Origin of the sequence: Marinobacter sp. es.042 (genome assembly GCF_900188315.1) — a bacterium.
Classification (GTDB): Bacteria; Pseudomonadota; Gammaproteobacteria; order Pseudomonadales; family Oleiphilaceae; genus Marinobacter.
This window is the reverse complement of record NZ_LT897781.1, coordinates 1,022,844-1,036,589: the sequence shown is the minus strand read 5'-3', so window position 1 is coordinate 1,036,589 and position 13,746 is coordinate 1,022,844. Positions and strand designations below refer to the sequence as shown.

Below are 13,746 nucleotides of genomic sequence, written 5' to 3'. Positions count from 1 at the left end.
ATTGGAAGGGCCTAACCGGACAAATTAGACATCCTAGGTTACGACAATGACTTAAATAAGTTCGGTTCGCCACGACATATAATTGAATCGTAGGAGTAACCGCTGTTAACAGTCAGGCGCCCAGAAGAGAAGACGAAATTAAACTATAAACGCGAGAACAGGGCTAAGCCATCACCGTGGGGGGAGCACGCAGAATTTAGATACAATCGTGGGAGAGAATTAAAGTACAAAAAGTACAATTCCCAGACTATAAAACTCGGCTGAGGCCCAGACGAGTTTTATAATCTGATCGGGCAAATTTTCCAGAGCAAAGACCCGCTCTACTAATATTCCGAAGCGCGAAGCAACGTTTAGCTCATCATTCAACATTAATCTGAGGTGGACTCGGGGGAAACTGAACGGCCCCCTGACCGTTTTCCAAATCGTCCGCTGAGGTAGCGAATACGACACCATCAATATTAATCCGAGTTGCCTCGTCAAATCCGGAATTTGACCAGCCCATCAGATATCCGTAACGGTAGGCATGCGCCTCTCCACTGTAAAAGTTATTAACTGTTTGGAGCTCATTGATAATCAGATTGTTGTTCTTCCAGACCCGAATAGACCCAGGCGAGGCAGACGATTTGGCTGCAACCAAATGAACACGAATTTTCATCCACTTACCACGATCTGAGGCGCCGATAAACGAGCCTACACCCTCTCCTTTTGGCCCAATTCCATCACCGCCACGATTCCAATCCACGATTAGCCGAGAATCGCCTGACGAACCAGCCCAAACAGACAAACCGACCTTTTCCACATCATCATAGCTCGTGCCCCATACCCTCAATATCTTATTATTATCTGGCCCCGGTGCGTCTCTATGAAAATAATTTGCAGGAATGAACAAATAATATTGTAGCCATACCTCAGGGTAAAGCTTTCCCAAATCGAATCTAAGTTCAGAAAAAGCGTCCCCGCTGGCGTCGCTGCTTCCTTCAAATAAAAATTGCGCCACACCGGCATTGACAACACTCGGCGCATCCACAACATTCACAGAACGTTGACTGTCCCACCCAGCACCCGACATAGATTTGCTAAAATCAAACCCAGTGAAGTCATCTTCGAAGATGATCTCGCCATGGGCAGAAGACACACCGACAAGGAAAGACAGATAAAACGCAAATAGACAACGGAGTAGACGCACTGACCCTAAAACCATATCCTAACCCTCAGTAAAAAAAGAAGCTTCGCCTCCCATCGAAACTCTCGAAGCTGCTCGCAAACACGCACTAGAGAGAATTATTCACCTGTCGCGACGTCAGGTCAAACTACAAATTGTCCCTAAAATTTTCTAAACATTACCTTTTGTTATTAAAGCTTTAAGCCCTTGAAAAAGAACCCATTCGGGAAAAGGAAAATCGGGAAAATCAGATGCGTACGCCACACAGAAAGCATGGAATACATTCAAGCCAACCATCTCGCCTCATCCTCTGGTGTCACCCTTTTTCAAAATAAAGAAAACGAACCCCAAGCAACCTTGCCAATCCCGAGAGCACACCCAACGACCTACCTAATAAATATAAGAAATCGACGGCGAATATAGGCAAAAGCCTCGAAGCCTTCACAACCTTCTTACCGCTCCTTCCTATTCTTTTAGCTGAAAGTGCCAATGTAGAAAGTAAAATCAGCGAACTCCCAAAACCAAAGCAGTAAGGGCCCCAAAAAATTGCGAAGAAAATGAAGAAGAAGCCTACGATAAAAACAAGGGTTACAAGAAACACCTTATCAAATAAAGACTTTGGAAAATTACGAATATAATCAAGTGAGTGCCAAATCTGCCTTCGCAAAAACTCAACTACCGTCGCTGGATAACCTAGATGAATAACACTCAAAGCAGGATCGATTTCCACGACGTAGCCCTGCCTTCGCAATCTGTTGGTCAGTTCACTATCTTCACCGGACACCAAACGCTCATCGAATCCACCAGCGTCATCGAATATCTCTTTAGGAATAACTATACACCCACCAACTAAAGTGGTCTGCTCCACCGTTTCTGAATTATCGTTTAACACCCAATTTTTTTCCAACCACGACGGATTTTCTCTTAATAAATACTGCCCACCATAAACATTATTTTTACTTTTCGAAATTCTCCCAACAGCTCTAGAAATCCAACCTTCATCAATCACGCAGTCTGCATCTAAGAAAACCAAATTTTCGCCGACCGCTTTTTTCGCCCCGTAATTTCTCACGCCACCGACATTAGAGGCCTCATCCACCCACAACGAAACCTCATATCTATTAACGATAGCTACCGTATCGTCTACAGAACCGTTATCGACTACAATTACTTCATAAAAATGACGTTCAATGTCGTTTTGAAAAATGGAGTCCAAACACGAGCCAATATATCTTTGTTCGTTGAATACAGGTATAATTATAGATAGAAACGGTCGAGCACTAATCAAATTAAGCTCCTGTAAAAATATGTTAAAATAACGAGAAAATAAAAATCCGTTAATTTTTTAGTTACTGATACGATCAAAGGATAAATTTAAAAATCCGATTCAAAATATTGTCTTTTCTTAAGTTCAAGGCCGAATTTTTCTACAAACTCTATTTCGAATTCCACATCAGAACCAAAATAGCGATCTAACTGTTCCTGAACAAGGCCTACTGTTTTCGCTGATCGTAGACCCTCGATCAAAACGACAACCTTCCCAACTTCTCGTTGAACTACCTTGTAGTTTATCAAAACGCTATTCTCAAGAGCAATATTTTTGAAAACGTAATAAAATGTGAGGCCTGGGTATTTTCTTTTAAATCCAACTACGTTTTTTCCTTTTCTCCCTTTAACATCTTTTAAAAGCGGATGCGAACGTCCGCACAAACAATAATCATCACTGAAGGATATTATATCACCAAGATTATATCGAATTATAGGAAAGGAATGTGAGGCAAGATTAGTTACAAGCGCTTCGCCCGCGGAGTTTTGCTCAAGAATAACTGTTTCGACATTTATATGCAGTCCACCGTATGGGCACTCAAAGGCTATCAATCCTGCTTCTGCCGCACCATACTCACTTGTAACTCTTCGACCAAAAGCCTTGATGCTCTCCGCATGGTGAATATCCAAGATTATTTCAGAGGTGCCTTTTACCAGCTTCAAATTCGGTATATCAATGCCCCTTTCATTAATTAATCTCGCTACTTCATAAACCATCGAAGAGTAACCATTCAAAAATTGCGCACTGCAAAGCCTTCTTGCGAAACCGTCAATTTCTTTTTCGGAATAATCAAAAATTCTGAAACGATTTTGGAGGATATCTAAAAACTTAACCTTTAGATGTTGCCTCCGTGATATATTATAACCCCATAAATAACCATTTCTATCCCAAGGTTTCACCTCATACCAGTCATAAGCTCGCATCATTGCGGCTCTGTTTTGCGAATCCCAACTTTCTGCCCTATTGAAACTAAGTGACTGTCCCGATGTACCTGAGGTTTCAGCCAACCTGACCTTTTCAGAAATATTCTGGGAATGAATCGAGGCGTTATTTTCTATAAGACACAGTTTATCAATCTCGGGAATGCAGGCCAGGTCTTTTATCCCAGTATATTTATCTGGCCTAAATCCAATTTTTTGAAATAACTGTTTATAAAATGGTGAATTTTCACTCGCAAAGGAAAGAAACATGCGCGCTTTTTCATTCTGAAAGTCTTGAAGCTGCTTTCTATTCAGCCATTCAGTTTCTTTTAGGGCATCATAAAGTCCGAACAGAGATGGGTTCCGTGCTTTTGCCCCTAACTCAAATAGTTGTTTTGCGAGACGCTTGTGCATTTTCTACCTTCAGTAAATGAATTAATCCTATCTCGGAAAATAAGACGACAGATTAATAAGGTTTACGTTTTCTCCTCGACCACAACGCCTTAGCCGTCCATGACAGCTAGAAAACCTTTGTCAACCGGACAACGTTAATTACCTCGGAGCTTATTTATTAAAAATGCCCAACCTTGCAAAGCACATAAACCCTTTCCGCTAGGCCCGCGTTTGTACTCAATGTTTTGGGACTGTTGTGAATCGATTGATCAGCTTTCTAAATATAAATTTTATTTTCAATTTAATTTTACCTTTATGAATATTCCTGAAAAAATACCCAATTTTGCGAATAGCCTGATAATCCATCTTTGTACCCAAGTCATACAGCATCACTGAATCAGCGACCTCCTGAGCAACTCCCGTCAATTTTGGTACAGCACCATATCGCGTAATCTCGATAGGCCAAATCTTCGCCTCCAAGTTAGCGTCATCTATCACGACCTCTAAAATTCCTGTCTTTAAAAGACGCGAATCCCAGCAAAGATCAAATACAAAATTTCCAAGAGAGGGCGCGACAATTGAATTCCCTTGCCTCCATACCTCATAAAATAGATGTGGGTGGCTTCCAATAATTCCGGTAACACCGGCTTCTACAAGTTCATCTATCAAAGCGCGCTGATAACTCATTGGATGAGTAGATTCCTCAAGTCCCCAATGCAACATTACGAACAAATAATCAACTTTTTTAATTGATCCTTTTATCCGTTCGATGAAATCTCTATCGAGTCTTTGATAGCTTTTTTGGTCCTTATCAGTGTTGTCTGGCACATCAGAGGCTGCAAAAAAACCTATAGTTTTTTCTTGAATCCGGATGATCTGCAGATCCTGACCAGCTAAGCCAATCGGAAGTATCTCTGATTGTCTCAAAACTTCTACTGTCTCCTCAAATCCTTCACGACCGTGTTGGACAGTATGATTATTAGCAACTTGGAACACATTAAATCCACTATTTCTTAAGTATTCCGCCTGCTTAGGATCGCCTCTTAGCACCATTCGCTCAGGATCATTAGGGTCTAGCTGACTATTAGTTAGTGACGCCTCGAGATTGCCAGCAACCACATCGGCATCATACAAAACCTGTCGTAAGTCCTCGAAGATATCCACTGTTTCGAGGGTAGTTTTGGGACCATGCCCAAATGTTAAATAATATTCACCCAAATTGACATCGCCTACGAACAAAAGCCTCATACGGCACCTCGAAGTTTTTAATTTCAACAGACTTTTTGACTCAACAGCAATATATAACAAAGACTGGACGAAAGCTCAGCGCTAATCGAAGGATTTTATAGCCAAATTGTGTCTCCTGCCTACAGTCGGTACTAACTCTTTATAGACACGATTTTTAATGATGGTCAAAGCCAACAATAAATAAATATATGGATAGAAGGCGATGGACATAAAGCTGGCTCCTATAAAATAGGTCAGGACGCCACCATTTAAAGAAACTCTAAGGCTCTCTAAAAAAATAAGATCAGACGTTTTCTCTGTTTTATTTTTCATAATCGAGAAATTTGAAAACACGGAGAAGTGGAACCACAGATATAATAATAGAGCTGGAATTCCTAGCGTTGAGGCAATCTGGATGAGAGAGTTGTGTGAAACTTCTTTTCTGTTTGAAAGATAGCTTCCATCGTTTTCTCTGTAATAGATGTAATAATGCTCAGGAAATGCATTTAGTCCCACTCCTAGTAATGGGTGCTCCATCGCCATGTCGATCCCTGCCGACCAATAATTTAAGCGGCTCGTAGAAGTCGTATCCGAGCCCGCAGTTTCAAAGCGCTGCTTCTGTTCCTGTGGGAAAATAGCCCAAACCACTGAACAAAAGACCACCAGATACACAATGCTTTTTAAGCCTAATTTTTTATATGCCAACAATAAATACACAAGCCCGATGACAAGTGCTAGCTGCCCCCCCCGGGAGCTTGCACCGAGCACCGTCATAATTGCAGTTATCGGTAACAGCCAGTAAAGCTTCGTTTTAGGGCTCATTTGCAGGATTAATGGTATTGACATTACCGCACACATTGCCATTAGTAGACTAAATTCTCCACTGTTCTGGAAAAACCCAGCAGGTCCCTGAATGCCCCATTCGGTAAAACCGAAACCACGTGCCGCCCAAACACGAGCTCCGAAGAAAGACATCTTAAAAATACACAAGAAGAAAACAATTAGTAGCAATTTGAGCTGATTAACGTTTTTTACGCAATTCGACAGAAACAATACTTCAAGTGCAAAGATGAAGGGTGTAGTTATATCGCGGGAGGAAATTTCGGGGTAAAGCGAATTTTTTGCCGAAAGCCAGGCTAGAGCAGCAAACAAAAATACTAAAAAATGAGTGCCAGTAAATTTTAGTCTGTTTCTCGCGATCATAGCGAGAAATCCACCCAAAATCGTTATCTGTAGCCAAGGTATAACATCAAGACCGGAAATGATCACCTGCGGGCGCAGATAATAAAGTATGATAAAGCTTAGTCCGAGATAAAAGATCAAATCTTGACCTTTTAACGCTTCGCGAAATGCGTTTAGATCATCTTTGACCGTCGAAAACACAGTTTACCTCTCTAGGCATTTCGCCAGTTCAACTGTGTGGTAAACAATATCCTCGACAGTCTTTTCCATGTATCGATCATTAGCGGAATATGGGTCATTAATTCGCGCCTGTTGCCTTTCCCCAAAGGAGCCCAGCAAAACGCAAACATTTTTTATTCCACGCTTTCTTAACTCTCGGATTTGACGAATTTCCATACAAACGAACAGATCAAAGGGAAGCACTTCGTAGTCTTCCAAGCGAGTAGTTCGATGCTTGGAGAGATCAACAGAGGCCTTACTGGACGCGTACTTCACCACTCTGGAGTTGGCCGGCTTTCCTGTAGAAGTTTTGAGCCCCACTGACGTAGACTCTACATTGGAATGCTTTTTGAACACCACCTCTGCCAGCGCACTTCTGCAGATATTGCCCTGGCAAACAAATACTACTTTTCTTATTTCTTGAACTGAAGGTAATCTATGTTGGTATGCACCGACCCGAGTAAGAAGCCCATCCCAATGGTACTGGATAAGCCCTCTTCTACTGCCGTATTTATCTTTGATTAAGTCTTCAATCATGGCCTATCCCGCAACTCATAAAGCTGGAAATAACGAGCGAACATTACGCTCAAACTATAGTTTTCTCGCACGTACTTACGGCCACGAGCCAACAATTCGTTAAGCTGTTCAGTACCGAGTAACACGTTTTTACTTTCGGCCAATGCTTCTGGAGTATCCTCCTTCGCAAGAAAGACCAAGTCCTCGGGCACGAGTTTTTCAATCCCATTTCGCGTTGAAATCACCGGTTTGCCCGCAGATAATGCTTGAGTTAAAGCCAACGGGTGACCCTCAGTGGTTGATGTCATCAAAAATATATCAATAGCGTCCATAAATTCCGGAACATTGTCGATAAACCCCAAGAACTCCACGCTGCTCTCCAAACCGCTATCGATACAATACTGTTTTAGCTCTTCTGCCTCGGGTTTGCTATCGTCACCCGCAATACGAAGCACTGCATTTAGGCCTTCACGTTGCAGTAAAGTGATAAAGTCGACCGCTAAGCGGTAGTTTTTGGCTGGGCGAATATTTCCCAGGCAACCAAAAACAACGTTCTCGTTCCCTTTGTCCAATGATTTTATTGGAAGAGTCTCGAGCGCCCTTACATCAATACCATTGGGAATGACCGTAGCATTAAGGCGGGACCAACCATTGGTCGTTCGGTTTATGGATTGCTTGAGGTCATCAGTGACTGAAACGACATGTCTGGAACCAGCTCGAATAATGGCCATTTTTGCGTTTCGAAAACGTTCTTTGTCTGAAATATCAACATGGCCATGGAAAACCGAAACTACAGGAATATTCAGGAACATCCCGACTAAGGATGTGTAGACATTGGAGCCCAGCAAGTGGGATTGGATGTGAGTGACCCTGTAACGCCTTACCAACGATATAAGAGCCAAGAGGAAGCGCAAATTCATGCTGCCCTTACTTTCCCTTACCTCATAAGGAATTCCACGCCTTTTTAGCTGATCTTCTACCCACCCAGGGCCCCGAATTAAAGCGATACTTCCATAGCCCCGGCGCATGCACTCTTCGGCTAAATCCAAAAAAACAGTTTCCGCACCACCTGGGCCGGTGGTATCAATTACATGTAGTACGGTAGGTTCCATATTGCTCCTGATCACTCCGTTGATCCTATAGGCTTCGGGCCACTGACATAGTACCCCAGCACTCTTCACCAGGCTAGTTCTGGCGTACCCTAGAGTCTGCTAGACTACTCCCACAATCATAGGAGATTTCTCGAATGGAAGTCGGCGCTCCAAGAGTACTCGTTCTTGATGCGAATCAACGTAGTGCACTAGCAGTTACACGCTCTCTGGGTAGGTCTGGACAATTTTCTGTCTACACGGCGGATTCAATACAAATAGCTCTGGCAGGTGCCTCCCGATTCAGCAAGCATTATTTCCGTTACCCCGATCCAATTCACTACCCGCGAGAATTCGTTAGTTGGTTACGCAACATCGTCTCAGAGTACGCTTTCGAGCTGGTCATGCCCACCACAGAGATAACCAGCCAACTTATACTTTACTGCCAATCAGAGCTGCCAGAGGCCAATCTTCCGTTCGCCTCTTATGACCGCGTTATGAAGCTCGCGGACAAGATCTCCCTTGTCAAACTTGCCAAGTCAAACGGTGTCACCGTTCCTCAAAGCTCTGCGTTTCAGAGTTCGGAAGAGGTAAGACCGGAGGATCTACGCTTTCCAGTCGTAATCAAACCTGCACTGTCTCGAATCTACAAGAAAGGTCATTGGTTGCATACCCAGGTCCGAGTCGTACAGAGTTTAGTGGAATGGCAAGAAGCTCTGGAGGACATGCCCTATCTCCAAGATAACCCGTTCATGCTGCAGGAATTTATTCCCGGGCACGGCGGTGGAGTATTTTGCTTATATGATAAAGGTCGCCCCGTCCAATTCTTCGCCCATCAGCGTTTGCGAGAGAAACCACCGGAGGGCGGAGTGAGTGTACTGAGCCGAAGCGTGCCAGTGGACAAGGAGTTAAAACAAGCCGCGGAGAAATTGCTAAGCGAAGTGCAATGGCACGGCGTTGCAATGGTTGAGTTTCGGATTTCCAACGACGGCACTGCCTACCTGATGGAAATCAACACGCGTTTTTGGGGCTCGCTTCAACTGGCCATTGACGCCGGTATCGATTTTCCCCTAATGCTTGCGAATCTCCACCTGGGGCGACCGATAGAACAAACGCTTAATTACCGCTATGATCAAAGATTAAGGTGGCTTCTGGGCGATTTAGACAGCCTTTATCTGTTTCTCAAGAGGCCTCATTCCTGGCAACGTAAGCTTCTACAGGTTTGCAGGTTTCTTTCGGTGAAGATAAGACACCAGAAGCATGAAGTTAACCGACTGGGCGACTTGAAGCCTGCATGGATCGAATTAAAACAATATATCCAGGCGCTAAAAAAATAAAAACCAATTGATTTCCGGATCTGCAAAGCGCGCGTTCTATGGAAGGAGTACGGAGCATGACATTTGCCAGAGCAGCGATCAATACGCTGACCAGCTCTCCCGTCTGCTGTCTTATGCAGCCGCTCAGGAAGAGGGTTGTACCGATATTTTTATTGCACCGATTCACGGATCACCACCGAACCATCCATGGCCATACTCAGGAGCATCTGGAAGCAGCGCTAACCTACCTCCGTTCTCACGGGTACACGGTGGTTTCGGTACGACAAGTGGTGGAAGCAATAATTAATCGAACGCCATTACCGCCCCGCTCCGTGGCGTTTACACTTGATGATGGGTTTTGCGATCAGGCCAGGATGCTGCCGGTTTTTGAGAGCTTTCAAGCGCCTGTCACTCTGTTTTTAGCAACGGATATGCTTGAGAAGCGCCATTGGTCCTGGGATTACAAGCTCGAGTACATTTTCAGAAATACATCGGTCCACAGTTTGGAACTTGATTTGGGAACCGGCCTTTCTATGGTGAATTTTTCAGACCCCAATGACAGACGAATTCTCATCAGGAACTTGAAAAAGATTCACAAACAAATACCCAATGATCAGGCAGAGTCAGCTGTAGCTGAATTTTCCAGACGACTTGAGGTTGAGATTCCTGAAAAAGCTCCAGAGGAATATGAGCCTATGTCATGGAAGCTCGCTCGAAGTCTCGAATCAGACTTTGTCGAGTTCGGACCTCACTCGAAAAGACATGTTATTTTATCTCGAGTGACCGAACAGGAAGCAGAGAACGAAATACTTGGAAGCTGGGAAGCTGTATCGAAAAACCTCACGAATCCTCTCCCCGTTTTCTGTTATCCCAGTGGCCGTGAGGGCATCGACTTCGGGGCCAGAGAGCAGCAAATAGTTGCGAGAGCCGGTTTTAGTGCTGCCCTATCTGCCGACGCGGGATATGTGGATCTGGCCAATCCGTCAAACAACAACTTGTTTTCTTTGAAGCGATTCAGTTTTCCCAACGATATTACTTACTTTAAACAGTATTGTAGTTGGTTGGAGTACGCGAAAGAGCGCATAGCGGTGGTTTAAAACACAATACCCTAAAAAGAAAAAACGGGCGGACAAAAGACGTTTAATCCGCTTTATATTCCTTTAATACTGTAGAGGGTTTTAAGTAAAGTGCTTCTCACGATCATTAAAGAAATCAGGCTCATCGACTCAGTCGCAATACGTTTTTTATAATTTTCGTTCTTACCTGACCCGGCCAAAAAATCAAAAAACTGAACACCTTCATTCAGAAATGCTTGTTCGATAGCGTAGCCCAGATGTAACGTCCCCAGCGCAAGCTTATTATGAAAGCTCTGCTCAAACCCGCTCTGGAGATTATAAACGCAACCGTTATACTTCACGTTATAAAGTGCTGAGATAGGTTCATCAAAGCACTTCATAATTAAAAGCTGGGGTTCCCCACCCTCCAACTTTATTCTGCGTAAAAAAAGCGAGTTGAATTTTAATGCATTACGGGTGTAAACCGGTTTCCCCCAACGCTTTAGGTGGAATCGGTTCAATATTTCAAAAAATTTTGTTGGCTCATTGCATTTATCAGCGTAATTTTCATGGACGATCTCGCCGAGAGACTCGAGAACTTTACGTCGATTAAAAAGCCGCAGTCTTGTATTCGACCCTAAGCCTCTCAGGTAGTTTTCAAACCCTCCCTCCGTTCTTATCGCCCACGCTGAGTCTTTGTTTACCGTTCGTACCAACCATTTGTTTTTGATAGCAATTTTCTTTAATATCGCGACATCGCTAGAATCCAGTGGCAAATCATTGAAGACCGCCTCAGACCAATCCAAGGAGAAAAGCGTTTTTTCAAGGGCTTTCTGGGCTTGATCTGCGCTCTCGCCAAGAACCGAAAAACGATTATATTCGGTCCTCGTGCTTCGTATTTTCCGATAGCTGCTACCTACAAACTCTAGAGATTTAATCGGGATCAAGCCCTTGATTTTGTATTCTGTAGAGTAGATGCCAGAAATGCCCTGCCCCCATGGGCGTCGCAATTCCAAACTATGCTCCGCACCCCAAGTATCCCACCAAGCACTTTGCCACGCCTGTGTCTGAAACAGACTCATTAGGGCAAGACCTTCACAATGCGCGGCCCGATGAGATTGGCCAGCCAGACAGGCATCCGTTGCCACACAGCAATCATTACCCGGAATTTTGGATTTTTGGGACTGAGTTTCGGCAGGGCTTTGCCCTCTGGCAGCAGGTAATCCCAATACAGCTTGACGGGTTCTGCACCCCATTGCTGCTTGAAACGATAAGTCCCGGCATCTTCGCTACAACGGCCAAAATCGAACACCCTGAATCCCTGCTGGACGGCAAACTCCAGTATCTTCCAATACATAATCATATTGATGCTGGTGTGATTGTAGTTGCGCAGTGTTGATGCCCAGGGGATCTCCATTCTGCCCCGATAACCGGTTAAAAAGGCGCAGCCTACGGCTTTTCCTTGAATCTTGACCACTGCAAGCCAGGCTTCACCTTTCAGGGTTTCCAACAGATTTCGAAAAAAGTCTTTACCATACACTGGTGTCCCAAGGTCACGCATGTTCACAGAAAAAACCCGATAGAATTCGTCGAGTAGCTCCTCCCCGCCGATAGCAAACTCGGTCATTTCACGTTCACCACGGCGAATCTGAGCCCGTAGTTTCGGCTGGAAACTGTCCCATAAGTCGGCTGCTTCGGAAGGCAATGACAACCAGAAAGTCACTTTATCGGTGCGCTGAGGGAGGCCCAGTGTATTGTCCTGACAGAACCTCAGTTCAACGTGCCCGGCCTGCAACTCTTGGCGCCATTGCTCAGCTTTTGTAAGGAGCTCGTCTGCAATTTCGCGATTGTCTGCCAGCACACCGCCATAATTGAAATAGGGCGTTGAAACGAGAAAGTTGCCGAACAGTCGACTTTTCAGTTGGACGAGAGGTAAAACTCCAACAATGCTGCCGTCGCGCGCCCAAGCACAGAGGAATCGGGTTTCGTGGCCGTAGGTCTTCTCAATAAATGAAGAAACACGAGGTCTGTGCCAGATGGACGCACCAGGGTTCCCGGCTACATAGGCTTCAGCAGCGTCCAGGTTCTGAGCGCAAACTGGTTCAACAGTTACTGGTTGGGATAGCGCCTGTTTTGCGATGGCGTGTGGAATGGAAACGGGCTCTGGAACCCACTTCTTCCGGGCCACTCCCTGGTTAAGCTGCTTTTTGACCAGCTTTTGGAGCTGTTTGATCTCCCCGGCAACACGTTGTACTTCGTTAACCAGTTCTTCGGTATTCTCGCCGTTTTTGCGCGCCTCACCCACCAGCCTGCCTAATCGGCCTTTGGTCGCCTTGAGCTCTTCCAGCCTGGCCTTGGAGGCCTCCAGGTTGGCAATAGGCAACTCCGTTCCCATCAAACTATCCTTAGAAAGCTCTCAAACAGTAGCTACTGGCACATTCTCAGACAGCAACAGCTTTGGTGGAAATATCCATCTCGGACAAGACATCAGAGACGGAGCCAAACCGGAAATCTGTAAGCAGGCGCTCAAGCCTCCCCATACATTTATCCAGGTTGTTGTAATGCCGAAAGCGAGAGAATGCTTTGACTTTCAGTCTTGGTTGTCCTGTATCAATTTCCCAGGGGTGGAGGTAAAAGATAAAGGGCTGCCCTGCTCTGTTGATTCTGCCCAGCCCCCAGTGGCTCAGCCAGTAGGGGAACAAGCGGAAATAACCACCGCCTGCAACAGGCAGCCGATACTTACCGATGGGGCAGGTAGACAGAGGAAACTCGGTAAGGGTCCGGCCGTTAGGGGCTTTGAGAAGATAAGGCTCGTGCGGGGTGCCAGGCATGCCGTAGCGATCGTGATGAACCGGAAAAATGGAAGAGTCCCAGGTAAACCCTTCATCACACAGAATATCCAACGCCCAGCGGGATTGTGCAGTAATGGAATAGCTCGCAGCCCTGTAACCCGTGATAGGCGCACCAGTAATGTCTTCCAGAATACGTTTGGACTTGCGCGTTTCTTCACGAAACACTTCAGGGCTTTGTGTATAGACCAGTTGGTGGCTATAACCGTGACTGGCGATCTCGTGACCTGCTTTCTGAATCTTCCTCACAAGCTCCGGTGAGCGCTCCGCCACCCAGCCCAGGGTGAAGAAAGTTGCTCTTACGTTGCGATCTTCAAACAACTGCAGCAACCGTTCAGTATTGGCTTCAACTCGATATTCCATGGAGGGCCAATCATCACGATCAACGGCTTCAGCGAGCGCGGCGACCTGAAAATAGTCCTCTACATCAATAGTCAGGGCGTTTTGTCTCACTTCCTTGGTACTCCGGGTATGGAACATCAATATTTAAGA

The 13,746-nt window shown here is 45.1% G+C and carries 12 protein-coding genes; 2 read left to right on the top strand and 10 right to left on the bottom strand.

Translation table 11 applies throughout. From position 1 onward, the window contains the following. Positions 1 to 358 precede the first annotated feature (358 nt). The 7 genes from CFB02_RS05000 to CFB02_RS04970 all read right to left on the bottom strand — a co-directional run bounded on the left by CFB02_RS05000 (position 359) and on the right by CFB02_RS04970 (position 8,058). On the bottom strand, positions 359 to 1,186 hold the full coding sequence (locus CFB02_RS05000) for a heparin lyase I family protein (RefSeq protein ID WP_157677789.1): 828 nt from the start codon (positions 1,184 to 1,186) through the stop codon (positions 359 to 361). Positions 1,187 to 1,478: 292 nt separating this feature from the next. Continuing rightward, entirely contained in the window at positions 1,479 to 2,450 is a 972-nt protein-coding gene (locus CFB02_RS04995) for a glycosyltransferase (RefSeq protein ID WP_157677788.1), read from the bottom strand. Between the two features lie 86 nt (positions 2,451 to 2,536). Next, complete coding sequence (locus CFB02_RS04990) at positions 2,537 to 3,823, bottom strand: phenylacetate--CoA ligase family protein (protein ID WP_088557121.1); 1,287 nt, start codon at positions 3,821 to 3,823, stop codon at positions 2,537 to 2,539. 216 nt (positions 3,824 to 4,039) lie between these two features. Beyond that, positions 4,040 to 5,050, bottom strand: a complete 1,011-nt coding sequence (locus CFB02_RS04985; RefSeq protein ID WP_088557120.1) for a CapA family protein — start codon at positions 5,048 to 5,050, stop codon at positions 4,040 to 4,042. Positions 5,051 to 5,131: 81 nt separating this feature from the next. Next, complete coding sequence (locus CFB02_RS04980) at positions 5,132 to 6,412, bottom strand: O-antigen ligase family protein (protein WP_088557119.1); 1,281 nt, start codon at positions 6,410 to 6,412, stop codon at positions 5,132 to 5,134. Between the two features lie 3 nt (positions 6,413 to 6,415). After that, positions 6,416 to 6,967, bottom strand: coding sequence for a hypothetical protein (locus CFB02_RS04975; RefSeq protein ID WP_088557118.1), 552 nt, complete (start codon positions 6,965 to 6,967; stop codon positions 6,416 to 6,418). Then, the gene (locus CFB02_RS04970; RefSeq protein ID WP_088557117.1) at positions 6,964 to 8,058 is read right to left on the bottom strand and encodes a glycosyltransferase family 4 protein; all 1,095 of its coding nucleotides are present in this window, start codon (positions 8,056 to 8,058) and stop codon (positions 6,964 to 6,966) included. Before CFB02_RS04970 ends, CFB02_RS04975 begins: the two co-directional genes overlap by 4 nt. 134 nt (positions 8,059 to 8,192) lie before the next feature. Here CFB02_RS04970 and CFB02_RS04965 point away from each other — a divergent pair, with 134 nt between their 5' ends. Further along, the gene (locus tag CFB02_RS04965) at positions 8,193 to 9,371 is read left to right on the top strand and encodes an ATP-grasp domain-containing protein (RefSeq protein WP_088557116.1); all 1,179 of its coding nucleotides are present in this window, start codon (positions 8,193 to 8,195) and stop codon (positions 9,369 to 9,371) included. Between the two features lie 56 nt (positions 9,372 to 9,427). After that, complete coding sequence (locus CFB02_RS04960) at positions 9,428 to 10,447, top strand: polysaccharide deacetylase family protein (RefSeq protein WP_157677787.1); 1,020 nt, start codon at positions 9,428 to 9,430, stop codon at positions 10,445 to 10,447. Between the two features lie 53 nt (positions 10,448 to 10,500). Here the strand turns inward: CFB02_RS04960 and CFB02_RS04955 are convergent, their stop codons facing one another. From CFB02_RS04955 to CFB02_RS04945, 3 genes are read right to left on the bottom strand one after another with little or no spacing between them, the layout of a single operon-like run. Then, positions 10,501 to 11,487 carry a GNAT family N-acetyltransferase gene (locus CFB02_RS04955; RefSeq protein WP_088557114.1) on the bottom strand — a complete coding sequence of 329 codons (987 nt, stop codon included), beginning with the start codon at positions 11,485 to 11,487 and terminating at the stop codon, positions 10,501 to 10,503. Next, positions 11,487 to 12,800, bottom strand: a complete 1,314-nt coding sequence (locus CFB02_RS04950) for a FemAB family XrtA/PEP-CTERM system-associated protein (protein WP_088557113.1) — start codon at positions 12,798 to 12,800, stop codon at positions 11,487 to 11,489. Before CFB02_RS04950 ends, CFB02_RS04955 begins: the two co-directional genes overlap by 1 nt. 46 nt (positions 12,801 to 12,846) lie before the next feature. Next, positions 12,847 to 13,734 carry an XrtA system polysaccharide deacetylase gene (locus CFB02_RS04945; protein ID WP_088559168.1) on the bottom strand — a complete coding sequence of 296 codons (888 nt, stop codon included), beginning with the start codon at positions 13,732 to 13,734 and terminating at the stop codon, positions 12,847 to 12,849. Positions 13,735 to 13,746: the final 12 nt, after the last annotated feature.